Raw genomic sequence first — 24,797 nt, forward strand, 5'->3', positions numbered from 1 at the left:
CGCATCGCCGCACGATACGGACTCCGCCTCCCTCGGAGGAACAGTTATCCGTCGAGCGGGACTTCTACGAGCGTCAACTCGTCGCTGGGAACTGCCGAAGCGAGCAGCGACGACAGTTCCTCCCACGACTCTGCGCGGTGAGCAGTGACGCCGAAACTCTCGGCGAACGTGACGAAGTCGGGGTTCGACAGTCGCGTCCCGAACGACTCGCCCGTGTGTGCCTCCTGTTTCTCCGAGATGAGTCCGTAGTCGTCGTCGACGAACAGGAGGACGGTGAAGCCGAGTCCGAGTCGAGCGGCCGTCTCCAACTCGGCGGCGTTCATCAGAAAGCCACCGTCGCCCGTCGCGACGACGACGTTCGAGTCGACGGCGAGGTCGGCGGCGACGCCGCCGGGGACGGCGATACCCATACTGGCCAGTCCGTTCGAGATGATGCAGGTGTTCGGTTCGTAGACCGGGAACCCCTTCGCGATAGCCATCTTGTGACTCCCGACGTCCGAGAGGAGTACGTCGTCGTCGGCCATCGCCTCACGCAGGTGCGGGAGCACGCCCGCCACCGTCATCGGGTCGTCTTCGTCGGGTTTCGTCAGCGCGTGCGAGTGCACCGTCTCGTGGACGTCGCTACACCACGGCTCCCACGTCCGGTCGACGGACTCGGTGAGTCGTTCGAGGCCGCGCGAGATGTCGGCGACGATTTCGACCTCCGGGTTGTAATGTTCGTACACCTCTGCGGGTTCGTGGTCGAGGTGGAGCACCGTCGTCTCCTTGTTCGGGTTCCACCCTTCGGGGTCGTGTTCGGCGATGTCGTAGCCGATAGCGAGCACGCAGTCGGCCCCCTCGACGACGCTCGCCGCCTCGTCGTTCGGTCCCGAGGCGAGCGTCATCAACGACTGCTCGTCTCTGTCGGAGATGGCTCCCTTCCCCATGAAGGTTGCAACGACCGGGAGACCGGTCGACTCGACGAAGTCGTGGAGACACGCCGAGGCGTCCGCTCTGACCGCGCCGTTTCCGGCCAAGACGACCGGTTCGTCGGCGTCGGCGAGGTGGCGGGCCGCACGCTCAACCGACTGTTCGTCCGGGTCGGGTCGGCGAACCGGGTCGCGGACGGGAAGTGGGTCGTCGTCGACGGCTTCGGCCGCGACGTCTTCGGGAATCTCCAGATGGGTCGCGCCCGGTTTCTCGTACTCGGCGAGTTTGAACGCCTTCCGGACCGACTCGTTGATGACCGCTACGTCGTCCAACTGGGTGTTCCACTTCACCACCGACTCGAACGTGTGGACGATGTCGAGATGCTGGTGGCTCTCTTTGTGGAGTCGCTCGCGACTCCCCTGTCCGGTGATGGCGACGAGCGGCGACTTGTCGAGGTGGGCGTCGGCGACGCCCGTAAGCAGGTTGGTCGCCCCCGGGCCGAGCGTCGCGAGACAGACGCCCGCCTCGCCCGTCAGTCGCCCGTGGACGTCGGCCATGAACGCCGCGCCCTGTTCGTGACGGGTCGGGACGAACTCGATACTGGAGTCACGGAGCGCGAACAGCACGTCCTCCAGTTCCTCGCCTGGGAGACCGAACACGTGTTCGACGCCCTCCGCTTCGAGACAGGAGACGAGCAGTTCCGCGCCGTTCATTCGACGTCACCGCCGAGACCGTGCTGGACCCAGACGGTCTTTCGGTTGACGAATTCGCGAATCCCGTGCTCCGATAGTTCGCGGCCGTAGCCGGAGTCCTCGATACCGCCGAACGGGACTCGCGGGTCGGACTTGACGACTTCGTTGACGAAACAACACCCCGCCTCGAAACCACGGGCGAACTGTTCGCCACGTTCTAAGTCGCTCGTCCAGACGCTCGCACCCAGGCCGAACGAGGTGTCGTTGGCGAGTTCGAGCGCCTCCTCTTCACTATCGACTTCGAAGACGGCGGCGGCGGGGCCGAACGTCTCCTCGGTCGCAGCGGGTGCATCGGTCGGCACGTCGACGAGGACGGTCGGCGGGTAGAACGCCCCTTCTCTATCTAGTGGCTCGCCGCCGAGTCGACACTCCGCACCGGCGTCGATGGTTCCCTCGACCTGCTCGTGGAGGTCTTCCAGCAGGTCTTCGCGAGCCTGCGGGCCGACCTGTGTGTCTTCCTCGCTCGGGTCGCCGACGGTCCACGAGTCCATCTCCTCGACGAACTGCTCGACGAACTCGTCGTAGACGTCCGTGTGGACGATGAACCGCTTTGCGGCGATACAGGACTGCCCGGAGTTCTGGAGGCGTCCCTTCGCGGCTTTCTCGGCCGTCTCCGCTACGTGGGCGTCGTCGAGGACGACGAACGGGTCGCTCCCGCCGAGTTCGAGGACGGTCTTCTTCAGATTCTCACCTGCGCGCTTGGCGACGGCGCGACCCGCGGGTTCGCTCCCGGTGAGCGTCACCGCCTTCACGCGCCGGTCGTCGATAACGTCGTTCATCTTGTCCGACCCGGCGAGGAGCGTCGTGAACGCCCCCTCGGGGAACCCCGCTTCTTCCAGCACTTCTTCGATAGCGAGTGCACACCCCGGCACGTTCGAGGCGTGTTTCAGCAGACCGACGTTGCCCGCACAGAGGTTCGGGGCGACGAAGCGGAACACCTGCCAGAAGGGGAAGTTCCACGGCATCACCGCGAGGACGGGTCCGAGCGGTTCGTAGCTCACGAACGCGCTGGCGTCCGATTGGGTGCCGATGACCTCGTCCTGGAGATGCTCTTCGGCCGTCTCGGCGTAGTACTCACAGACCCACGCACACTTCTCGACTTCCGAGCGGGCCTGCTCGATTGGTTTGCCCATCTCTTCGGTCATCAGCGAAGCGTACTTCTCTTCGTTCTCGCGGAGGACGTCGGCGGCATTCTCCATCAGCGTCTGTCGATGCGCGAAGGAGGTCTCACGCCACTCTTCGAAGGTCTCCGACGCACGGTCGAGCGCGTCGTCGATGTCACTCTCGGTGTGTTCGTCGTACGACTCTATCTGCTCGCCGGTTGCCGGATTTATCGACTCCATCTCGGTAAGGTCGTCGGGTGCATCGTACAAAGGCATACTCGCCGTTTTACAGAACGTGTGTTCCCAGCTTTCGGCACGCGGTGTTCGAGGCGGCGCTGCACCTGCTGGACGGTGAGGAGATAACTGCCGAGATTGAGATGTGACCGACCCACAGCGACGGGTCGAAGGCGTTCTTAGAAGACTACGAGGCACAGCGTGTCACGTTCCGAGACGTCTTGGAACGTCTCGGACGCAGACGCCGACCGGAACTGACGCTGTCGCCATCCACCGACCATCTCACCACCGACTGTCAGCGCTGTTGTGGAACGACCCGCGAGACGTCGTCGAGTCGCATCGACAGCCACGCGTCGTCGCGAGCGAGGTCGGCGACGACGAGTCGCTCCGTCGAGCCGTCTTCGTCGACCGAGCACATGACTTCGGAGTCGGATGTGTTGGACATGTTCGATGAGGCTCCGTAGAAGGGGACACAAGCTGTTATTTGATAAACATTTTTACGGACAGATAGACAGTCGACGTCGACTGAACGTCGGCGACGGACGAGCGAGCGGGGACGTGACTCGCTCAGAAGCCGAGTCCGTTTGCGAACAGAAGAATGTATGCGAGGATTGCGAGGCCCGCGCTGACGACGAAACTGACGACCCAGACGACCTTGCTCCATCCGACGACGGTTCGCCCGTCGAGCGACCCGAACGGGATGAGGTTGAACGCGGCCAGGAAGAGGTTGATGATGATACCTTTCGCACCGATTTCGGTGATCAGCCCCGACCCGCCGCCCGCGCCGACGACGAGGACGGGGACGAACACCACGGCGAGGACGAGGTTCATCACCGGGCCGGCGAAGGCGATGAGGCCGTGTTCGCGTTCGGTCAGATAGCCACGGTGGTGGACCGCGCCGGGCGCGGCGAAGAGGAAGCCGACGACGGCGCTCATGATGGCGACGAAGAGCATGCTGTAGTCGGCGCGGAACTCCGCGACTTGGTCGAACCGGACGGCGACCACCTTGTGGGCGAGTTCGTGGAGGAGAAAGGCGACACCGGCAGTCAGGAGACTCACGACGAGTGGGAGGACGATACCCTCCTGCAACAGACCGTTCACGCTCCGCTCGAAGAAGATGGCGAAGGCGAGACCGAGCGCGAGCCACGCCACGAAGAGGTCTTGAACCTCTTTCGCGCTGAACTGGAGGTTCACGTCAGGGCCCCCACGATGACGTCGAAGCTACGGGTCGCCCCTTGAATCATCAGGCGCGTGACGCCGTCGAGTCCACCGAGTTCGGCACCGAACAGCGGCAGGATGTACGTCGCAAAGAGGATACTCGCGATGAGACTCCCGATGTTGGTCATCGCGACGACCATGATGAGTTTGAACAGCGGCACGTCGAACATGTCGCCGACGATTTCACGGATGGGTCGCTCTTCGTCTGCGAGCAGTTTGTTCAACTGTGCGATGTCGGCGACGTTGACGTTCGTGTGTCGCAGTTCCATGTAGCCCGTGAACCAGCCGGGTGCGAGAAGCGGGTTGACGGAGGTCATCCACGCGACGCCGCCACCGACGGCGGCGGACGACCAGCGAGCACCGGCCAGTTTGGCGAGTCCCGCCGCGAAGACGCCGTTGACGACGAACCACGCCGCGAACAGCCGAAGCAGGAACCCGTTTCGCACGCCCGCCATCGCCAGCAGGATGAAGAAGGCGACGAAGCCGACGGACATGGCGATTCCGATGAGTTTGAACCACGGAATCCCGCGACTCTTGGCCTCGCCGACGAGCGACTCCATCGGCGGGAGCGTCTCCGGGTTCGCGAGGTAGCGTTCGATTCCTGCACGGTGGCCCGCGCCGACGACGGCGAGGACGTCGTGGCCCTGTGCGCGCAGGGCGACGAGTTTGTGGGCGATGTAGGCGTCACGTTCGTCGATGAGTGCCTCTGCACCGCCGGGACTGAACTCGCGGAACTCCTCCATCATCACGGTGACGACGTCCTTGTCCGTCAGTTCCGACATGTCGAGTTCTTCGTAGTCTTCGTCGACGTTCAGCCCCATCACGGCGAAGAGACCGCCCGCGGCGACGCCGACGAGTGCGCCGACGAGCAGTCCGAGCGCCATGCTTCCGATTGCTTGGGCGACGAAGCCACCGACGAGGCCGCTGCCGATACCGAGCGTCGCGGTGACGAGTGCGACGGTGATACCGCCGCCGATGGCGAGCAGCAGACTGTCGTCACCGTCGAGAAACAGGTCGCCGACGAAACTCAGCGCGATGCCGGCACCGAGGCCGACGACGACGCCCCCGGTCACTCGGGCGAGGAGTGCGCTCGTGATACCGAGCGACCCACCGAAGAGCCCGATGAGCGGGCCGATGAAGATGCCGACCATCAGGCCGAACAGCAGTCCCACGACGCGACTGTCGGTGACGCCGAAGGCGAGTCCGCCGACCATCCGTAGCTTCTCGACGAAACTCATCCGTCGCCAGAACCGTTGGATGGTCGTCTGGATATCTCGGTCGACGAGCGCGACGTCGAGACCGTACTCTTCGGCCGTCTCGACGGCGGCCAGCATATCTGCACCGGGTTGGATGTCGAACCTCTCACCCATCTGTGCCTGCACGTAGGAGAGCATCCAGTAAGCGATGAACTGGAAGACGGTGTTGCCTCGCAGGAGGTCTCCCGCGTCGAGGTCGTCTGGCGTCTCGCCTTGCATCTGGCGATACCGCCCCTCGTCGAGTTCGACGGCGACGACGTCGGGACGTTCCGCCTCGATGGTCTCTTCGACCTCGCGGACGCTGTCCGCCGAGACGTGCGCCGTCCCGACCACGCGCACGTTCCCCTCGGAGGGGGCTGACTCCGCACGGTTACTCATTGTTCTCACGCTACTTTCCCCCGGGGTTTACCGTTGTCGGAGTGGCGAACGGAAGTCGAGACGCTCGCAAACTCCACCGAAGCGGATGCGTTTTTCTCTCTCGACTGTGACCCGCCGGGTATGACCGACATCGAGGACGCCGAGACGCTCGCGGCGACACCAGCACACGAGACGGCGCTCGCCTGCATCGAGGCGGGCATCGACGCCGCCCACCCCGAGCAGGTCGTCCACGACAGCGTCTCGCTCGACGGCGACACGCTCACGATTCGAGAGACGACGTACGACCTCACCGACTACGACCGGGTCCTCGTCGTCGGCGGCGGCAAGGCGGGCGGCGGCGTCACGACGGCGCTCGAATCGGTCCTCGGCGACCGCATCTCCGGCGGTGTCGTCGTCACACGCGACCCCGAGGAGACCGAGTACGTCGACGTCGTCGTCGGCTCTCATCCCGTGCCGAACGAGGCGGGCGTCGAGGGCGCACGACAGATACTCGAACTCCTCGCAGACGCCGACGAGCGGACGCTCGTCCTCGGCGTCATCACCGGTGGCGCGAGCGCACTGTTGGCCGCACCCGCCGAGGGTATCTCGCTCGCGGACCTCCAGCAGACGACGACCGACCTCTTAGAGTCCGGAGCCGAAATCGACGAGATAAACGCCGTCCGAAAGCATCTATCGGCGGTCAAAGGCGGCCAGTTGGCCCGAGAAGCGTCGCCCGCGGCGGTGGCCGGTCTCGTCTTGAGCGACGTCGTCGGCAACGACCTGAGCGTCATCGCCAGCGGGCCGACTGCACCCGACGACTCGACGTTCGCGGAGGCGCTCGACGTACTGAACCACTACGGAATCGACGCACCCCAGTCGGTCCGCGACCGCCTCGAATCAGGTGTCGCAGGCGACGTCTCGGAGACGCCCCGCGCCGACGACCCGGTGTTCGAGCGCGTGACGAACTACGTCCTCGCCGACGGCTTTACCGCGCTCGACGCGGCCCAGTCGGTGGCGACAGCGCGCGGGTACGAGACGTGTATCCTCTCGTCACGCATCCGCGGCGAGGCCCGTGAGGCGGCCAAGAGCCACGTCGCCGTCGGCGAGGAAGCGGCGGCGACCGGCAACCCAGTCGAAACGCCAGCAGTGATTCTCGCCGGGGGAGAGACGACGGTGACGGTCCGTGGCGACGGCAGTGGCGGTCCGAACCAGGAGTTCGCGCTCGCGGCGGCGCTGGAACTCGATGAGTCGGGGACCGTGCTCGGCGCAGTCGACACCGACGGCCGGGACGGCGGCGTCGACGTCGCGGGCGCACTGGTCGACGGCGAGACGGTCGACGATGTCACCGCCGCTCGTGAGGCACTCGCCACCAACGACGCGTTCCCCTACCTCGACGAGCGCGGGGCAATCGTCCGAACGGGGCCGACGGGCACGAACGTCAACGACTTGCGCGTGCTCGTCGTCGGCGAGGCGTCCGAGTAGTCGGAGTCAGTCGTCGGCGAACAGCGCATCGCTGCCGAACTCTGGGTCTGCGAGTCGCTTCGTGGCCACGATGTCGCGGAGGGCGAGCGGCGGCACCACGAGGAGCACGAGCGCCGCGAGGAGGCCGCCGGGAACGGGGACGGTCGGGTCGGTGAGGGCACTGAGGGCGATGAGGAGACCGGAGAGGACGTAGGTCGCGGCGACGAACAGTTCGCCGCGAGTCAGTTCGTCGAACACAGGCGTATCAACGGAGGAGGCTTGAAAAGCCTCTCGGTGCGCGTGTGAGCCGATGACTCACACAACCACTGTTGTGAACAACAAGTTTGTCTCCCCCTGCGCTGTATGAGACGTATGGCGAAGCTTCTGCCCTCCGCTCCCGACATCTCGGCCGTCGAGGAGTCCGAACCACGCGTCATCGGCGTCGACAGCGAGGACGCCGACGAGATGCTCTCGGCGCTCTCCTCGTCGACGGCGCGAAAACTCCTCTCGGAACTCCACGAGGAACCCGACTCCCCCTCGTCGCTCGCCGAACGCCTCGACACCTCGCTGCAGAACATCCAGTACCACCTCGGTAAACTCGAAGATGCGGACCTCGTCGCCGTCGTCGACACCGTCTACTCGGAGAAGGGTAGAGAGATGAAAGTCTACGCGCCGTCGAATCGGCCGCTCGTCGTCTTCGCCGGTCGCGAGTCGGACTCGACGGGGCTGAAGAGCGCCCTCCAGCGTCTCCTCGGTGGCTTCGGTATCCTCGGTGGGATGAGTCTCCTCGTCCAGTATCTGCTCGCCGACGGGCCGTTGCTCGGGTTCGGATTCGGAGCCACCGGTGGCGACGCGGCGACGGCCGAGAGTACCCAAGTCGCCGCCGACAGCGTCGCAGCGACGGCGGCTGCCGGAACTGTGCTCCCGCCCGGTCTCCTCTTCTTCCTCGGCGGTGCGCTGATGCTCACCATCGCGTTCGCAGTCTGGTACGCGCGGCGTTGAATTCGCCGGCTCACCGGTCTACTGGTCCCCTCCATTCTCTCCTCGTTTCCCGCTCGCGGGGGTAGGTATTCATACCCACAAAACGAACTCGATAGCATGAATCACACTGCCGAAGTAGAGGGCATCGCCGTCGGCGTCGGCCCCGACGGGGCGAACGTCCCGGCGGTGGTGCTGTCGGCCCGCGGCGAGTACCTCCCCATCTTCGTCACCGGCGACCAAGCGCAGGCGATACAGCTCGGTCTCTCCGGCGATTCGTTCGAACGGCCGCTCACACACGACCTGCTCATCGAGATGGTGACGGAGTTCGGCGGTGCCATAGACGGTATCCGCATCGACGACCTCGCGGACAACACGTTCTACGCGAAGATAGACGCCGAGCGGTATCAGAACGGCGAAGCGCGGCAGTTCGTCTTCGACGCGCGACCCAGCGACGCCGTCGCTCTCGCCGTCCGTGTCGACTGTCCCATCAGCATCTCCGACGAGATTCTCGACCACGCGGGACGTCCACCCTCGGCGGTCGACCTCGGCAGTGGGTCGGGGTCGAAGGGCGAAGACTCCGGCCCCGACGATTGGGGCGTCTGATTCGCCCCGTCAGTCGTCGAATCCGGCAGTGTGGTACTCCCCGTCACTCAACAGTCGTTCTTCTGGCGTCGTTTCCATCCCGAGTTCACGGTCGAGTCGTGAGAGTCCGACAGCGACGGCGACGCTGAGCACCGCTACGCCGACGGCGACGGTGACTCCAGAGACGACGGTGAGAGCGTCGCGTGCCGGATATCCGTAACTCACAACGGCGACACCTGTGCCCACGCCGGCGACGCCGAGAAGTCGGCCGAAGAGTCGCCGTGCCGCCTCGTACGGGAGATAACACGCACTGACGAACGTCGTTCCACCACTGAGGATGCCGAGGTTGAGACACAGCGCCGAGACGGCGTCGGAAGTCAGCTGTTGGGAGACACCGACGACGGAGGCGAGTACCAAGCCGACGACGCCCGCACCGATTCCAACGTACTGTCGAAGATTCGAAAATTCGTAACTCATACAGCCTGTATCTGACGCGGTCACCGTCGTCGATATAAGACGCTAGCGGTCGTAGAATCGGTTGGCTCGCTCGACTTTCAGCTCTCTCGACGAGTTCGGCAGCCGTAACCGACCTTTCAGTTCCCGTTGTAGAGGTCCTCCATGTCCTCCTGTGCGTCTCTCTGGAGTTCTTCGCCTTCGTCGGTGTTGACGGTGAGGTCCGGGACGGGCGTCGGGTCCAGGTTGTCGTCGATAGCGACGTAGACGAAGTGGGACTCGGTCGTCAACTCTCTGTCGCCGGTCTGTGGGTCCTCGCGGTAGGCTTTGATACGGATACGGACGCTCGTCCGGCCTGTCTCGTAGGCGTAGGCTTGAATCAGCGCCGTGTCGCCGCGCGGAACTGGCTGAACGAAGTTGACCTGTTCCATCCGGGCGGTGACGCAGGTGGTCTCGGCACACCGCATCGCCGAGAGCGCACCGACGACGTCCATCCACTTCAGGACGTTCCCCCCGTGGGCGACGTCGTAGTTGTTGGTGTGGTTGGGTTGGACGAGGTGACGGTTCTCGATGTAGGTGTCCATCAGGTCGCTCATGCGTGGCGCTTCACCGCCCCCGTGAATGAGCGTACTGGAAGCCACATTCACGATTCTTGGTTCGGAATCCGTCTTCGGGAGCCGAACAGCCTTTGTTACTGTCGTGTGTCACTCCGATATGAACCGTCGTGCCCTCCTCGCCTCCGGTGCCGCGCTCGGTCTGTCGTCGCTCGCCGGGTGTACCGGATTCGGCGTGTCGTCGCTGGCGATACCCGGCCCGAACGCCCTCCTTCGAATGACGCCGATTACCGACACCGGCATCGCCGAGCGACTGACCTACGGCCGAGTTTCCGAAGACTCAGAGTCCTACGCCCTCGTCAGCGCCGCTATCGACGGCGAGCATCCACGAGCGGAGGGAACCAGCTGTCCGTTTCCCGCCGACCGGACGTTCGTCTTCGAGGAGTCGGTCTATCGACTCTCGTTCACCGTGGTCGACACGGAACCGGCGACGACGACGACGTTCTCGGTCACACTCGACCCGCCCGAGGGTGATGTCTCCCCCGCCGACGTCGTCGCCTACGAGTCGCTCCCCGACGTGGACAGAGCGCAGTTCGAGCGCCTCGGCTGGGAGAACCTGTCGTCGGTCGGGTACGGAACCTCGTTCCGATACACTACTGCGGAGATAGCTGACTCCGTGTTGGTACCAGACCCGGAGTACGCGGTCATCGAGTGGGAGAACGGCACGCGGGCGGCATTCGAGGTGACCGGGTCGAATGACGCGCCGGTGAAGACGTACGAGTACAGTTCGACACGAGTCGCCGAGTCGGCGTCGCAGTTCGGTCGCGAGATTCGCAGAGCGCACGCGTTCGTGCTGTCGGGACTCTCCGAGGACGAACGAGCCATCGTCGCCGACGCACTCGACGCCGAAGACGGCTACGTCGTCGACTCCGACGAACCTGTTCCCAACGCGATGCAGGAGTTGGGTGCGCGGTTCCGCGCCCACGACGACGTCGAAGACGTGGATATCGTCCGCGACGACGAGGAGGAATCGACTGTCGACGGGGACTACCTCGTCCGGTACGACGGCGACGTGTACTGGACGCGAGTGCACGTCGACGAGTAGGAGAGAGTACGCTACGCGTTGATGTGCCGAACCTCGTAGTCGTGGCTCCGAATCGTCCGCATGATGCGTCGGGCGTGTTCGGTTCCGCTGGTCTCGATTTGGAAGACGAGGTAGGCTTCGCCCACGTCGAGTTCCGGAGCGGCGCGTTCGTGGCGAATCGTCTGGATGTTCGCGCCGTGGTCGGCGATGATGCCCGACACTTCCTTCATCTTGCCCGGTTGGTCCTTGATGCGTACCCGGAGTTGGAGGAGTTGCTCACGCTCGGTCAGCGCGTGGACGAGCACCGTCTGCAGCATCGTCATGTCGAGGTTACCGCCGCAGAGCAGCGGCATCACCGTCTCGCCGCGTACGTCGACGCTCTCGCTGAGCAGTGCTGCGACGGACGCCGCGCCCGCCCCTTCGACGACCTGTTTCGCTCGTTCGAGGAGGAACAGCACCGCGCGGGCGATGTCGCCGTCGGTGACGGTGACCACCTCGTCGACGTGGGCGTCGATGAGCGAGAGCGTGAGGTCGGAGATGCCGCCGGTGGCGATGCCGTCGGCGATGGTGTCGACCGAGTCGAGCGTCTGCGGGCTTCCTTTCTGCAACGAATCGGCGACAGTCGCGGCCCCGACGGCCTGTACGCCGACGATGCGCGTCTCGGGGGAGAGTTCCGCGAAGGCCGTGGCGATGCCGGAGATGAGGCCGCCGCCGCCGATGGGAACGACGACGGTGTCGACGTCGGGCAGGTCCTCGTACATCTCGACGCCGAGCGTTCCCTGTCCGGCGACGATGGCCGGGTCGTCGTAGGCGTGGACGAACTCGACGCCGTCGTCGTCGACGAGACCTTTCGCGTGCGACATCGCCTCTTGGAAGTCCCGGCCGACGAGTTCGACGTCAGCCCCGTAGTCGCGGGTCGCGTCGACTTTCGTCTGTGGGGCCGTCGTCGGCATGACGATAGTCGAGTCGACGCCGAGTTTCGTCGACGCCAAGGCGACGCCCTGGGCGTGGTTGCCGGCGCTGGCGGCGACGGTTCGTTTCACGTCGCCTGCTTCGACACACTGGCGAATCTTGTTGTACGCGCCGCGCGTCTTGAACGACCCCGTCCACTGGAGATGTTCCATCTTGAGGTGGACTTCGCCACCCGTCACGGCGTCTAGCGAGGTGCTCCGTTCGACCGGCGTGTGTTTGACCACGCTCGGGTCGTCGAGGCGCTCTACTGCCTGTTCGATGTCGGTGAAGTCGACCGGTGGCGAGCGCGTCTGCGTCATCGATACTGTGGCTCTCGTGGGATTCGTGAAGAAACCTCGTGATTGTTTTTCGATAGGCGCAAAATTGACCGGACGCGTACCGAGCGGTCAGGGCGCGGGTCGTCGTCCAAGCGTCACCTCGACCGTCTGCTGCTCACCGTCGCGGAGGACGGTCACTCGGACGGTGTCGCCCGGACTCGTCTCCAGTGCCAGGTAGGTGCCGAGGTCCGTCTGCGTGCGAATCGGCGTCTCGTCGACGGCGACGACGACGTCGCCACCGACGGGGACTTGTCGCCCGTTGATGCTCGTCCGGTCGTCGCTCCCGCGGAGGAGACCTTCGGCGGGACCGCCCTGCACCGTACTGACGACGAGGACGCCGCGTGCTCTGTCGAGGCCGTTCGCCTCCGCGACGAGCGGCGACACCTGCTGTAACTGGACGCCGAGGAAGGAGTGTTCGTAGCTCCCCGACTCGATAAGGGCCGGAACGACTCGCTGGGTGAGTGCCGCCGAGATGGCGAAGCCGATGTTGTCGCCGCCACCGGAGTTGATGACGCCGGCAACCTCGCCATCGAGCGTCACCAGTGGTCCGCCGCTGTTGCCGGGGTTGACGGCGGCGTCCGTCTGCACCGCGTCGGCGATGGTGAACCCCGTCGAACTCGGGAGCGCGCGGTTCTGGCCGCTGACGATGCCGGCGGAGACGGAGCCACCGAGGTCGAACGGTGCACCGACGGCGACGACGCGAGTCCCGACCGGTGGCTCTGCTTCGACGAACGAGAGGGGAGTCGCGTACTCGGGTTTGTTCGGGATGCGTAACACGGCGAGGTCGCTGTAGACGTCGGTGCCGACCACGCTGGCGACGCGCCACTCGCCGTCACGAAACTGGACTCGAACCTCCGACTTGCCACGGACGACGTGTTCGTTCGTGACGAGATGTCGGCCGTCGTAGACGAACCCCGACCCCTGCCCGGCGCTGCCGTCTTCCCGATAGACTCGGACGAGGACGATAGAGGAGACGACGTCGCGGTAGACCTGCGTGTACGGTTCGTCGCTGGCGACGGTCTGTGTCTGTGAGACGCCGCTTGACGCGACCGACTCCGCTGCTGTCGACGTGTCCGCACCCTCTGCACTGCTCGTCGGCGCGGAGCACCCGGCACTGGCGGCGACGGCGACGCTCCCGAGTCCGGCGAGAAACCGACGTCGACTCGCGTTCATAGACGTGGTTAGCTCTCGCACGCATAAACACTCACGCCTCGTTTCTCGTTTCGGTCGGTTCGACGGGTGCCAGTTACTCCAGTTCGTCGGCGTGTGAGCGGAGGGCCTCGGCGAGCGCCGCATCCGGTACGCCGCTGTCCTGTGCGCTCTCGATTACCTCGCCGAGCGCTTGGTCGAAGAGGTCGACCGTCTGGATGTCGCGATTCGTGATCATCGACTGGAGTATGTGTCTACCCAGACATAGTGGCTGGGGTCAACACGTCCGACGAGACTTTACTGCTACCCGTCTTCAGAGTACGGTATGCCCCTTGACGTCGAGACGCCGACGCCGCCCGAACTGGAGGAGATAGACCCAAACCAGTACGAGGACGCCGAGATTCTCGGCGACACCGACTACCACCGCGACGAACTCGACGAGTTCCTTCGCGAAGGCGCGTGGGACCAAGCGTTCGACGAGTGGGCCGCCCACACCGACGTGACGCCCGAGGAGTGGGACATCGTCCTCGAGTTAGACCTCCTGAAACAGTTCGACTTCTTCTGGGACGACTTTGCAGATAGGGTTGGCTACCACGCGCCGGGACTGCCGCAAGACTGGAAGGAGCGAAAACTCCACCCCGAACTCACGAGTTGGGGACAGGTCTCCTCTATCAACGCCGGGTTGACCGAACTCGGACAGGTCGTCTCGGAGACACTGAAGGAAGACTACATCGACTGGGAGGCGGAGTACGAAGCGCCCGACGACCTGCCGGATTTCGGCTGAACGGTAGACTCTTGTCGTATCGTACTACTGACTAGTCATGCGCAGACGTGCCCTCCTCGCTAGCGCCGCCGTCGCCACCACTTCGCTCTCCGGCTGTCTCGGCAGAGTGTACAGTCCAGTCGGTGGTGACGTTCGTTCGGACTTCGGCAGTTCCCACCTCCATCCGCACGACGACCCACTCGTCGAGGGCGGACTCGGTGACGACAACGACGCGCAGTTTCACGCTCGACTCGTCGTCTCGCCGGAGACTGCACCGTCGTTTCTCGACACGGAGCGCAACGATACTGCAGACAACATGCGGAACCGAGTCGGCGACGTCGACTTCGAGACGACGTTCTTGCTCCTTTTCGAGGCTCGAATGTCTCGTGAGGAGACGTATCACGTCCACAACCGTACCGGAACGAATCCGAAGTGGACTGGCTGGTCGACGCTCGATATCTCGCTCGAAACCGACTCGGCGACGGACGTCGCCGACGAGTACTATCCCAACGCCGACGAACTGGTCTGTACGGCACTCATCAGTTACGAGTCGAAGTCGTCGCCGGCGGCCGCGAAAGTGACGCTCTACGACGAGAACGGTCGAGTCGAGGCCGGACCGTTGCAGACCGACTGACGGGCCACGGGCGAGCGTTACAGACCGACTGACGGGTCGACGACGGTCCGACATCCGCGCGTGCAACACCACCGTTTTGATATACGCACGGCCAGTTTCCCCCCGTATGGAGGATATCAGCGACCAGTACACTCCCGAGGACGTCGAATCCTCGGCGGAGTCGTACTGGGACGAGCACGACGCCTACGAGGCGACGAAGGAGGCACACGCCGAGGACCCCGCCTTCTTCTTCGTCGACGGGCCGCCGTACACCTCGGGGCAGATGCACCTCGGGACGGCGTGGAACAAGACGCTGAAGGACGCGGTCATCCGGTACAAGCGGATGACCGGCCACCGCGTCACCGACCGTCCGGGCTACGACATGCACGGACTCCCCATCGAGGTCAAAGTCGAGGAGGAACTCGGCTTCGACTCGAAGAAGGACATCGAGGAGTTCGGCGTCGAGGCGTTCATCGAGGAGTGTAAGGAGTTCGCCGAGCGCAACCGCGCGAACATGGACGGCGACTTCCAGTCTATCGGCGCGTGGATGGACTGGGACAACCCCTACAAGACGATGTCGCCGGAGTACATGGAGGCGACGTGGTGGGCGTTCCAGAACGTCCACGAGAACGGTCTCGTCAAGCAGGGCAAACGCGCCATCAACCAGTGTCCACGCTGTGAGACGGCCATCGCCGACAACGAGGTGGAGTACCACGAAATCGAGTCTCCGAGCATCTACGTGAAGTTCCCCCTGAAAGAGCAGGAGGGGAACCTCGTCATCTGGACGACGACGCCGTGGACGATTCCGGCCAACACGTTCGTCGCCGTCGCAGAGGAGATGACGTACCAGAAGGTCGAAGCCACGAAGAACGGCGAGAGCGAAGTGCTCTACCTCGCCGAACCGTGCGTCGAAGAGGCCCTGAAGAAGGGCCGATACGACGACTACGAAGTCCTCGACGAGTTCGAGGGGAGCGAGATGGTCGGCTGGGAGTACGACCACCCACTGGCCGAGGAAGTACCGGACCACGCCGACTTCGAGGGTGCCGGACAGGTCTACACCGGCGACTACGTCGAAGCCGACCGAACCGGACTCGTCCACTCCGCACCCGGCCACGGTCAGGAGGACTTCGAGCGCGGACAGGAACTCGGACTCGACGTGTTCTCGCCCGTCGCCGGCAACGGCGACTTCACCGCCGAGGCGGGCAAGTACGAGGGGACGTTCGTCCGCGACGCCAACGACGACATCATCGAGGACCTCGACGCGAAGGGACTACTCCTGCACAGCGGGACGCACCACCATCGCTACGGCCAGTGTTGGCGCTGCGACACGGACATCATCTTCCTCGCGACCGACCAGTGGTTCATCACCATCACGGACGTCAAAGAGGACCTGCTCGACAACATCGACGAGAGCGAGTGGCACCCACAGTGGGCGCGCGACAACCGCTTCCGGAACTTCGTCGAGGACGCGCCCGACTGGAACGTCTCCCGCCAGCGCTACTGGGGCATCCCGCTCCCCATCTGGAAGCCGAAGGGCGAGTCGACGCCGGACCCCGAGGACCTCGTCGTCGTCGGCACACGCGAGGAACTCGCCGAACGTGTCGACCAAGACGTCGACCCCGAGTCGATGGACCTCCACCGTCCGGCGGTCGACCCGCTGACCATCACCGAAGACGGCGTCACCTACGAACGCGTCCCCGACGTGTTCGACGTCTGGATCGACTCCTCTGTCGCCTCGTGGGGGACGCTCGACTACCCCGGTACGGAAGACGACTTCGAGGAACTGTGGCCCGCCGACCTCATCATCGAGGCCCACGACCAGACCCGCGGGTGGTTCTGGTCGCAACTTGGGATGGGAACCGCCGCAGTCGGCGAAGTCCCGTACAAGGAGGTCATCATGCACGGGTTCGCCAACGACAAGGACGGCCGGAAGATGTCCAAGTCCGTCGGCAACATCGTCACGCCCGAGGAGGCTATCGACCGTGCGGGCCGTGACCCGCTTCGTGCCTACCTCCTGAGCCACGACCAGCAGGGTGTCGACCTCTCGTTCGAGTGGGACGGCCTCGCCGACATGCAGTCGGGGCTGAACATCTTCTGGAACGTGTTCCGCTTCCCGCTGCCGTACATGCGACTCGACGGCTACGACCCGTCGGAGGCCGACCTCTCCGACGGCGAACTCACCGTCGTCGACGAGTGGGTGCTCTCGCGCCTCCAGAGCGTGAAACAGGAGATGGCCGACGCGTGGGACGACTACGAAGTCCACGAGGCGCTCAACACCCTCTTGGACTTCGTGACGCAGGACGTCTCGCGCTTCTACGTGAAGGCCATCCGCGAGCGGATGTGGGAGGAGGAGGACTCCGACTCGAAGCGCGGCGCGTACGCCACGCTCTCGACAGTTCTTCTCGAATCCGTCAAACTCATCGCGCCGTTCACGCCGTACCTCGCAGAGGAGATGTACCAGCATCTCGACGGGAACGACACGACGGTCCACATGCTCGATTACCCCGAGGTAGATGCCGAGTACCACGACCCCGACCTGGAGACGAACATGGCCGTGCTCCGGAAAGTCGAGGAAGCCGCCGCGAACGCCCGCCAGCAGGGCGGTCGAAAGCTTCGCTGGCCCGTCACACGGGTCGTCGTCGAGAGCGACGACGAAGAGGTCACAAAGGCGATGCGCTCGCTGGAGGACCTCTTCCTCGACCGCGTGAACTCGCGGTCGCTCGACGTGGTTGAGCAGTTCGACGAACTCGTCGAACACGCCGACCCGAAGATGAGCGTCATCGGACCGGAGTTCGGCGGGCAGGCGCAGAAGATCATGCAGGCCGTCGAGGGCAAGCCTCGCGCCGAAGTCGAGGCTGGCGTCGACGTCGACGGCGAGACGGTGAACCTCACCGACGAGATGGTCGAGTATCACGCCGAACCGCCGGAGGGTATCTCGGGTGCCGACTTCGAGGGCGGGAGCGTCTACGTCGACACGACGCTGACCGAAGAAATCGAGGCGGAGGGCTACGCTCGCGACATCGTCCGGCGCGTCCAAGAGATGCGAAAGCAACTCGACCTCGACGTGGAGGAGACCATCCACACGCGACTGGACGTCGCCGACGACCGGGTCGCTGGCTTCGTCGACCAGCACCGCGAGTTCATCGCCGAGGAAACTCGAACGAAAGAGTTCGTCGACGGCGACGAACAGGCGTTCGACCTCGTCGAAGAGTGGGACGTCGAAGGCGTCGAGGTGACTATCGGCGTCGCACGTACCGAAGAGTGAGAAAGTAATAAAAGCGATACTTATCGCATAACAAACCTTTTTGCTGTCTCGGCCGACACCGATGCCATGGAGTTGGTCGCCCGGTGACTCGGGTTGCAATCGTTCCGCTCGGTGACGTCGCTCAGGAGGACCTACAGACGGCGAGCGACGCGCTCGAACACGTATACGGCGTGAACGCGACGGTGTTGGGGGCGCGACCGCTTCCCGGCGTCGGCGACGACGCCGAGAGAGACCAGTACGACGCCGAGACGCTCTCGGACGTCGCTCTCTGGGACGGAGGGGACGCCTTCGACGTGGTGTTGGGAATCACAGATGCCGATGTGTCGCATCGGCGCGGTCCGGTTGACTCCGACCGTGGCCGTGTGCTACTCTCGACGGACCGATTCGGTGATTCCGGTTACAGACGTAGTGCTCGGGTTCGACGACAGATGATAAAGCAGGTCGGACACGCTCTCGGGCTCGACCGGTGCGACGGGAACTGCGTCATGCAGTCCTCGTCGACGGTCGGCGAACTGGACCGCTACCCCGACCGACTGTGCCGGACCTGTCACTCGGCGCTTCCACGGGAACTCAGCGGGGACTCCGAACCGGTCGGTGGCCTCTCATCGCCGTCGACCCCGACGTTCGCTGAGTGGCGACGGGGCGTGCGAGACGTCGTGCTCGAACCGCTTCTGTGGGTCTACGGCGCGCGTCGGTGGCTTCCGTTCGCCGGGCGGCGACTCGACTCCGATTCGGTCTCGGTGACGCCAGTAGAGTGGGCCGTCGCCGTGGTCGGTCTCCTCTTGACGCCGCTGTTCTGGCTCTTGGGTGCAGTGATTCGCACGCCGCCATCTCCGGACGACCCGAACTCGACATCTCGGTCTGGGGACGAACGCACTTCATCTCCTCGTTGGCGGAAGCGCGCGCCGTAACCGCGAGAGTTAGCCTTCCTCGCCCTCTCGGGTACGTATGAAGACCACAGTTTTGGTGGTCGGTGGCGGTGCGACCGGTGTCGGCGTCGCTCGTGACCTCGCGATGCGGGGCGTCGACGTGACACTCGTGGAGCGTGGCGGCCTCTCGTCCGGAACCTCTGGGCGCTCCCACGGGTTACTACACAGCGGCGCTCGGTACGCCGAGGCCGACGCACTGGGCGCACAGGAGTGTCTCCGTGAGAACGACATCCTCCGCGACATCGCCGGCGAGGCGATTCGAGACACCGGTGGCCTGTTCGTCTCGCTCGGAGACGACGACTCCGAATACTTCGAGGAGAAGCTAGCGGCGTGCCACGAACACGACATTCCGGCCGAAGAGATTTCGGTCGAGGAGGCCCGCGAACTGGTCTCGGACCTCGCCGCCGACGTCGCCCGCATCATGCACGTCCCCGACGGCGTCATCTACCCCTCCCGACTCGTCGCTGCGAACGCGGCCAGTGCCGAAGAACACGGCGCGACGATGTTCACACACGCGCCGCTGGAGAATCTCCACGTCGAGGACGGTAGGGTCGTCGCCGCCGACGTCGGTGGAAGCGTCGGCGACACCGTCGAAGCGGAGTACGTGGTGAACGCGACGGGCGCGTGGGCCGGCGAGTGTGCTGCGTTAGCTGGTGTCGACGTGGCGATGCGCCCGAACAGGGGCGTGATGGTCGCCGTCGACTACGACGAGTTGGGGCCGGTGCTCAACCGCTGTCGCGACCCCGAAGACGGCGACATCGTCATCCCGCACGAGCGACAGGTGGTGCTCGGAACGACGAGCGTCGACGTCGACGACCCCGACGAGTACGACGAGGAACAGTGGGAAGTCGAGAAGATGTTCGAGGAGTGCGGCCGGATGCTCCCGCCCGTCGCGGACCTCGACGTGTCTCGCACCTACTGGGGCGTCCGCCCGCTCTACGGTCCCGACGAAGACACTCGAGCGGGGTCCCGCGGTATCTCGCGCGGGTTCTTCCTGCTCGACCACGCCGACGATGGCGTCGAGAACTTCGCCAGCATCGTCGGCGGCAAGTTGACCACCTATCGGATGATGGCCGAGGCGACGGCCGACCACGTCTGCGACGAACTCGGCGTCGATGCCACCTCGACGACGGCGGAGACGACGCTCCCCGGTGCCGACGACCCGGCGACGCTGAACCGACTGGTCGAGAAGTACGACGCGCACTCGCCTGCAGACGAGGACGTCGTCGCGAGTGCGGACTGACGAGCGACGTCGCTCTAGCTCTGGGGACTGCTCGTCGCGACGAGAGTAACGGACAGCCGACACGACCACTCCACGACGCACTGTGTCGGACACTCGCAGGATGCGTCGTGGTTCGGATTACAGCACGCTACCGAGCAGTGGTCCCGACTTCGTTCAAAAAGGTTCGCAGGTGAGGCGGCCCTCAGACGAGTGCTTCTTCGAGCAACTGGAGCGGATGTCGAATCTCGTAGCCCGTCCCGTGGTTCATCTGCATCGAACAGGTCGGACATTCGGTCATGCCGACGTTCCCCTCGGCGTGGTGCATGTGGTCGAACATCTCCTCGCCGATGGCCATCGACGTGTCGTACTTCTCCTCTTTCCAGCCGTAGGTTCCCGAGATGCCCGAACAGGAGTCGCCGACGTCTTGGATGGTGACGCCGTCGAGGTCACGAAACAGTTCGACCGCCTGCCGGTCGAGTCCTTGGTTCCGGGCGTGACACGGCGCGTGGTACGCGAACGCCTGCTCGGAGACTTCGGCGTCCTCGATTGCGCCGTGGAGGTCCTCGTGGATGCGGAGATACTCCAGCGCCTCGTAGGTGTGCGTCGAGAGGTCCTCGATGCCGTCGATGTCGAACAGTTCGGGGTACTCCTGTCGGAGCGACATCGAACACGAGGTACAGGAGGCGATGATGTCGTACCCCTCCGGGATGAGGCCCGTGAAGTTCTCGACGTTGATGCCCGCGGCGCGCTTCGCGTCGTCGAGCATCCCGTTTGCGAACATCGGCGTCCCCGAACATCGCTGTTTGGGCACGACGACTTCGTAGCCAAACTGTTCGAAGACGCGGACCATCGCCTTGCCGACTTCGGGCGTGTTGTAGTTGGAGTAACAGCCGTGGAAGTAGGCGACGCGCTTCTCCTCGGAGCGCACCTGCGGGCCGCCGCGCTCCTCCCACCACTCGCGGAACGTCTGTTCGGCGAACTCCGGAAACTCACGTTCTCCCGTGATGCCGAGCACCTTCGCGTTCACCTTCTGGACGAGCGAGTTGCCCATCACGAAGTTGGTGAGTCGAGGTACCTTGCTCCCGAGCATCGCGAGCGTGTTGTAGTTCGCGAGGATGCGGTTGCGGATGTACTCTCGCGACAACTTGTCCATCTGTTCCTCTACGTACTCCCCGCGGGCCGTGTTGTGCATCTGCGACAGCGGCACCGACGACGGGCAGGCGTCGTCACACCGCATGCAGTTCGAACACGACATGATGGAGTCGTCGACGCCCTCGTCTTCTTTGCGCTTCAGACGCCACTGTTCCGGGCCTTGGAACTTCGGCCCGGGGAACTTGTCGTCGACTTCCGCCACTGGGCACGCCGTGTCGCAGGTCGTACACTTGTAGCAGTTGTCTGCGCCCGGACGGAGGTCCATGTCCTCGCTCTCCGGAAACACCTGTACTGGCTCGAACTCGTTGAGATTATCGTTGACGTTCTCTGCGTCGCTCATTGACTAGCCTCCGTCCCTGCGTTGCGCCCGGCCACGAGTCCCGTGGCGAGCGAGATGCCGCTTCCCGATTTCTCCGCTGCGAAGTCCGCACCGCCGACGACGCCGCCCGCGGCCCGGAGGTTCTCGAACTCTACGTTCCCCTCTGGCCCCGTCGGTCGGAGTTCCTCGTCCGGCACGACGCCGAACTTGGCGAAGGGGTGGTCGCCGAAGGCGTCGACGTCGAACCACTCGTAGCGGTCCGCCGCGTGCGGAACGTGACAGCCGAAAATCGGCTCTTCGACGCTCTCGCGTGAGGAGTCGATGCCTTTGCCGACGAGTCCGCCCGTCGCCAAGACGACCTGTTCGGCGTGATACGGCACGCGCTGACCCTTCCGGTCGACGTAGACGGCGGCGATTCGGTCGCCGCTCTCGTCTGTCTCGTAGTCGACGGCAGGGTTCCCCGCCGAGATACGGACACCCGCCTCGTCGAGCGCGTGGAAGAACCGGTCTTCCAGTCGGAGACCCGGAAGACTCGGCGGTCCCATCGGCACCTCGAACACGTCGACGCCGAGTTCCGCGGCGAGTTCCTCGTGGACTTCGTCGTTGTGGTCGTCGCCGAGGAGTGACGGGAACCCGACGCGCTCGGCCCCGTCGAGATGTGGCCGAACCGCGTTGGCGAGTCGACGCCGGACGCGGTCGGTGTCGTTGTCGAGCGTCTTGGCAAAACGCGTCACCTTCGCGTCCGCGCGGAGTTCGACGGGGAACTCGACGGTGACGCCGCGAACGTCGAACGGGACGCCCGCCGCGGCCATGTGTTTCGCCGCGAGCGGTGCGTCGAGGTCGGTCAACGACTCGAAGCCGACCAAGAGCGTGTCTCGGGCGTCGCTGGCGAGGCCGTGCTTCGCCGACTTTGGGTAGCGAGCCGTCGGTTTCACCGTCCCACCGTGTGTCGGCAGGAGGGCGTTCGCGTCGGTGTGACTGCCCACGTAGAGGTCGCCCGCAACCTCGTCGAAGAGGCTGAACGCCTCGCGAATCGCGTCCTCGCCGACGATGCTGTACGGGTGGTCGTCGGGGAGGGAGTGGAGTGCCTCGTAGGGGTCTGCGATGGGTCCCTCTCCGTCGGGCGTGTATCCTAAGATATCGACCAGTCCGCTGGCGAAGCGCATGGTAGACTTCTTGTAGGTGACGAGACGGACGGACGCGCCCGTCTCGGCCGCCGCGAGCGCCGCCGTCGACCCGGCGATGCCGCCGCCGACGACGAGCACGTCTTCACTTATCGGCACGTGTACCTCCGGTGGACGCGTCTCGTTCGTCCGACTTCGACCCGCCGTCGGCGACGGCAGTCGTTCCCGACTCGTCGCCTGCGACGTCCGTCCCCGAGTCGAACGCGCCGAAGTCCACGTCGGCACCCGTCTCGGCGGGGTCGCCGTCCTGGTTCATCGTCGTCGCGTGCAGCGCGTACTTCAACATCGCCTGCGACAACTGTCGGCCCCAAAGCGCGTGTCGCTCGCCCTTCCAGCGTTCCTGATACAGTTCGTGGTAGGCCTCGCGGGCGACGGCTTCGTCGTACTCGGGGGCGAGTTCGTTCGCCATCCGCTGACAACAGAACGCGCCCTGACAGTTACCCATCGAAGCACGGGTGCGGATGCGGACCGCGTTGAGGTCCGACCCGGAGCCCTCGATGGCGTCGCGAATCTCCGCGCGGGTGACGGCTTCACACTCACAGACGACCGGGTTCGGCCCGTCCGTCTTGAGCACCTCGTCCGTGCGCGACCCGAGACGCTGGGCGCTCCGGCGGCCGATTGGCGACCGAAGTCCGAACTCGTCCATGTAGTCGCGGAGGACGGTGAAGTCCTCGCTCCCGGGAAGCGGCACGTCGGCGGTTCGGCACTCGGCGTCGACACCGAGTTTCTCACAGACGTGGTCGGAAATCTGCTCGGCCATCATCCGGTAGGTCGTGAGTTTGCCGCCGACGATGCTGGTCATCCCCGGCAGGTCGTCTCGCTCGTCGTGGTCGAGCAGGAAGAACTCGCGGGTGATGTCCGTCGGGTCTTCGGTGCCCGTGCCCGGCGGTTCGTAGAGCGGGCGAACGCCCCAGAAGGAGCGAATCGTCCGGGCATCTTTGAGCATCGGGACGAGTTCCGAGAGGGTGTCTATCATCAGGTCGACCTCCCACCCCTCTTCGGGGTAGTCTTCGGGGTCTTCGACCTCTTCGTCGGTGGTCCCGAGGATACACGTCGTCTCGTGGGGGACGATGATGTCGGCGTCGCCCTTCGGCCGACAGCGGTTGACGACGGTGTCGACCTGTCGGGTGTTCATGATGGTCATGACGCCCTTCGAGGGTCGGACCTCGACGTCGACACCGGCCATCTCGCCGAGTTGCCCGGCCCACGCGCCCGTCGCGTTGACGACGTAGTCGGCGTAAATCTTCTCCGTCGTGCCCGGTTGCTTGTGCGTTCGGGTACCCGGTCCGGAGTCGTGTTTCACTTCGACGCCGACGACTTCGCCGTCTTCGACGAGTACGTCGACGACTTCGGCGTGTGTCTCGATGCGCGCGCCGTGTTGTTCGGCGCTGGCCGCGTTGGCGACGCAGAGACGGAACGGGTCGACTGCGCCGTCCGGCACGCGGATGGCGCGTTTGATGTCCTTCGCGAGGTAGGGTTCCATCTCGCGGGCTTCCTCCGCCGAGAGAACCTCGGCGGGGATACCGCACTCGCGACAGCCATCCAGTTTCTGCTGGAAGTAGTCGTCTGAGTCCTCGGGACGTTGGACGAACAACCCGCCGGTCATCTCGACACAGTGACTGGCGATCTCCCGCAGCACTCGGTTCTCCTCGATACATTCCTTTGCGCTGGCTTGGTCGGAGACGGCGTAGCGTCCACCGCTGTGAAGGAGTCCGTGCATCCGCCCGGTCGTTCCGTGCGTCAGGTTCCCCTTCTCGACGAGCGTCGCGTCCATCCCTCGCATCGCGAGGTCACGGACGATACCACACCCGGTGGAGCCGCCTCCGATGACGAGCACTGACGGTGTCTCGGTCATCGGTTCGTCTGAGAGTTGGAGCGGGAACACTTTACTTTACCGCTGAACCCCACGTTACCAGTAAATTTAATCGGAAATGATGAGTGTCTTGCCGCAACATGGGCAGTGATATC

23 protein-coding genes are annotated in these 24,797 nt (G+C 64.6%); 9 read left to right on the forward strand and 14 right to left on the reverse strand.

The features are described 5' to 3' along the window. Positions 1-44: 44 nt before the first annotated feature. From BM083_RS21050 to BM083_RS21065, 5 genes are all read right to left on the reverse strand, one after another. A complete protein-coding gene (locus BM083_RS21050; protein WP_089872361.1) occupies positions 45-1,622 on the reverse strand; it encodes an acetolactate synthase large subunit in 1,578 nt (525 codons plus the stop codon). Continuing rightward, a complete protein-coding gene (locus BM083_RS21055) occupies positions 1,619-3,004 on the reverse strand; it encodes an NAD-dependent succinate-semialdehyde dehydrogenase (RefSeq protein ID WP_089872363.1) in 1,386 nt (461 codons plus the stop codon). The genes BM083_RS21050 and BM083_RS21055 overlap by 4 nt, the downstream gene beginning before the upstream one ends. A 289-nt stretch (positions 3,005-3,293) precedes the next feature. Beyond that, the gene (locus tag BM083_RS23595; RefSeq protein ID WP_169315608.1) at positions 3,294-3,443 is read right to left on the reverse strand and encodes a DUF7556 family protein; all 150 of its coding nucleotides are present in this window, start codon (positions 3,441-3,443) and stop codon (positions 3,294-3,296) included. Between the two features lie 122 nt (positions 3,444-3,565). After that, complete coding sequence (locus tag BM083_RS21060) at positions 3,566-4,192, reverse strand: zinc metalloprotease (protein ID WP_089872365.1); 627 nt, start codon at positions 4,190-4,192, stop codon at positions 3,566-3,568. Then, on the reverse strand, positions 4,189-5,850 hold the full coding sequence (locus BM083_RS21065; RefSeq protein ID WP_089872366.1) for a TraB/GumN family protein: 1,662 nt from the start codon (positions 5,848-5,850) through the stop codon (positions 4,189-4,191). Before BM083_RS21065 ends, BM083_RS21060 begins: the two co-directional genes overlap by 4 nt. A gap of 129 nt (positions 5,851-5,979) precedes the next feature. Here BM083_RS21065 and BM083_RS21070 point away from each other — a divergent pair, with 129 nt between their 5' ends. Continuing rightward, the gene (locus BM083_RS21070; RefSeq protein WP_394327636.1) at positions 5,980-7,311 is read left to right on the forward strand and encodes a glycerate kinase type-2 family protein; all 1,332 of its coding nucleotides are present in this window, start codon (positions 5,980-5,982) and stop codon (positions 7,309-7,311) included. Positions 7,312-7,317: 6 nt separating this feature from the next. Here BM083_RS21070 and BM083_RS21075 read toward each other — a convergent pair whose 3' ends face one another. Continuing rightward, the gene (locus BM083_RS21075; RefSeq protein WP_089872369.1) at positions 7,318-7,548 is read right to left on the reverse strand and encodes a hypothetical protein; all 231 of its coding nucleotides are present in this window, start codon (positions 7,546-7,548) and stop codon (positions 7,318-7,320) included. A gap of 114 nt (positions 7,549-7,662) precedes the next feature. On the opposite strand from BM083_RS21075, the gene BM083_RS21080 reads away from it, so the two are divergent. Continuing rightward, positions 7,663-8,292 carry an ArsR/SmtB family transcription factor gene (locus BM083_RS21080; RefSeq protein WP_089872371.1) on the forward strand — a complete coding sequence of 210 codons (630 nt, stop codon included), beginning with the start codon at positions 7,663-7,665 and terminating at the stop codon, positions 8,290-8,292. Positions 8,293-8,388: 96 nt separating this feature from the next. Next, on the forward strand, positions 8,389-8,874 hold the full coding sequence (locus BM083_RS21085) for a bifunctional nuclease family protein (RefSeq protein ID WP_009365603.1): 486 nt from the start codon (positions 8,389-8,391) through the stop codon (positions 8,872-8,874). Positions 8,875-8,883: 9 nt separating this feature from the next. On the opposite strand, the gene BM083_RS21090 is transcribed toward BM083_RS21085, so the two are convergent. Together BM083_RS21090 and BM083_RS21095 are read right to left on the reverse strand one after the other, a co-directional pair. After that, positions 8,884-9,330 (reverse strand): hypothetical protein, encoded by a 447-nt coding sequence (locus BM083_RS21090; protein WP_089872373.1) that lies wholly within the window; start codon positions 9,328-9,330, stop codon positions 8,884-8,886. 116 nt (positions 9,331-9,446) lie between these two features. After that, the gene (locus tag BM083_RS21095; protein WP_089872375.1) at positions 9,447-9,902 is read right to left on the reverse strand and encodes an acyl-CoA thioesterase; all 456 of its coding nucleotides are present in this window, start codon (positions 9,900-9,902) and stop codon (positions 9,447-9,449) included. Between the two features lie 118 nt (positions 9,903-10,020). Between BM083_RS21095 and BM083_RS21100 the strand changes: the two genes are divergently transcribed. Then, complete coding sequence (locus tag BM083_RS21100; RefSeq protein WP_089872377.1) at positions 10,021-10,965, forward strand: hypothetical protein; 945 nt, start codon at positions 10,021-10,023, stop codon at positions 10,963-10,965. Positions 10,966-10,976: 11 nt separating this feature from the next. On the opposite strand, the gene ilvA is transcribed toward BM083_RS21100, so the two are convergent. The 3 genes from ilvA to BM083_RS23600 all read right to left on the reverse strand — a co-directional run bounded on the left by ilvA (position 10,977) and on the right by BM083_RS23600 (position 13,620). Further along, positions 10,977-12,215, reverse strand: a complete 1,239-nt coding sequence (ilvA, locus tag BM083_RS21105; RefSeq protein ID WP_089872379.1) for a threonine ammonia-lyase — start codon at positions 12,213-12,215, stop codon at positions 10,977-10,979. 87 nt (positions 12,216-12,302) lie between these two features. Further along, positions 12,303-13,406, reverse strand: coding sequence for a S1C family serine protease (locus BM083_RS21110; RefSeq protein ID WP_089872381.1), 1,104 nt, complete (start codon positions 13,404-13,406; stop codon positions 12,303-12,305). Positions 13,407-13,479: 73 nt separating this feature from the next. Continuing rightward, the gene (locus tag BM083_RS23600) at positions 13,480-13,620 is read right to left on the reverse strand and encodes a hypothetical protein (RefSeq protein ID WP_177197737.1); all 141 of its coding nucleotides are present in this window, start codon (positions 13,618-13,620) and stop codon (positions 13,480-13,482) included. A gap of 87 nt (positions 13,621-13,707) precedes the next feature. Between BM083_RS23600 and BM083_RS21115 the strand changes: the two genes are divergently transcribed. The 5 genes from BM083_RS21115 to BM083_RS21135 all read left to right on the forward strand — a co-directional run bounded on the left by BM083_RS21115 (position 13,708) and on the right by BM083_RS21135 (position 20,195). Beyond that, positions 13,708-14,166: a DUF7992 family protein gene (locus BM083_RS21115; RefSeq protein ID WP_089872383.1), complete on the forward strand. Its 459-nt coding sequence runs from the start codon at positions 13,708-13,710 to the stop codon at positions 14,164-14,166. Positions 14,167-14,203: 37 nt separating this feature from the next. Beyond that, positions 14,204-14,779: a hypothetical protein gene (locus BM083_RS21120; RefSeq protein WP_089872385.1), complete on the forward strand. Its 576-nt coding sequence runs from the start codon at positions 14,204-14,206 to the stop codon at positions 14,777-14,779. A gap of 106 nt (positions 14,780-14,885) precedes the next feature. Further along, positions 14,886-18,023 carry an isoleucine--tRNA ligase gene (gene ileS / locus BM083_RS21125; RefSeq protein ID WP_089872387.1) on the forward strand — a complete coding sequence of 1,046 codons (3,138 nt, stop codon included), beginning with the start codon at positions 14,886-14,888 and terminating at the stop codon, positions 18,021-18,023. Between the two features lie 83 nt (positions 18,024-18,106). After that, entirely contained in the window at positions 18,107-18,934 is an 828-nt protein-coding gene (locus tag BM083_RS21130) for a zinc metalloprotease (RefSeq protein ID WP_089872389.1), read from the forward strand. Positions 18,935-18,971: 37 nt separating this feature from the next. After that, positions 18,972-20,195 (forward strand): FAD-dependent oxidoreductase, encoded by a 1,224-nt coding sequence (locus BM083_RS21135; protein WP_089872392.1) that lies wholly within the window; start codon positions 18,972-18,974, stop codon positions 20,193-20,195. A 181-nt stretch (positions 20,196-20,376) separates the two neighbouring features. Here BM083_RS21135 and BM083_RS21140 read toward each other — a convergent pair whose 3' ends face one another. From BM083_RS21140 to glpA, 3 genes are read right to left on the reverse strand one after another with little or no spacing between them, the layout of a single operon-like run. Next, a complete protein-coding gene (locus tag BM083_RS21140) occupies positions 20,377-21,666 on the reverse strand; it encodes an anaerobic glycerol-3-phosphate dehydrogenase subunit C (RefSeq protein WP_089872394.1) in 1,290 nt (429 codons plus the stop codon). Beyond that, positions 21,663-22,928, reverse strand: coding sequence for a glycerol-3-phosphate dehydrogenase subunit GlpB (gene glpB, locus BM083_RS21145; RefSeq protein ID WP_089872396.1), 1,266 nt, complete (start codon positions 22,926-22,928; stop codon positions 21,663-21,665). Before glpB ends, BM083_RS21140 begins: the two co-directional genes overlap by 4 nt. After that, the gene (gene glpA / locus BM083_RS21150; protein ID WP_089872492.1) at positions 22,915-24,684 is read right to left on the reverse strand and encodes an anaerobic glycerol-3-phosphate dehydrogenase subunit GlpA; all 1,770 of its coding nucleotides are present in this window, start codon (positions 24,682-24,684) and stop codon (positions 22,915-22,917) included. Before glpA ends, glpB begins: the two co-directional genes overlap by 14 nt. Positions 24,685-24,797: the final 113 nt, after the last annotated feature.

Origin of the sequence: Halogranum rubrum (genome assembly GCF_900114455.1) — an archaeon.
In the GTDB taxonomy this organism is placed as follows: domain Archaea; phylum Halobacteriota; class Halobacteria; order Halobacteriales; family Haloferacaceae; genus Halogranum; species Halogranum rubrum.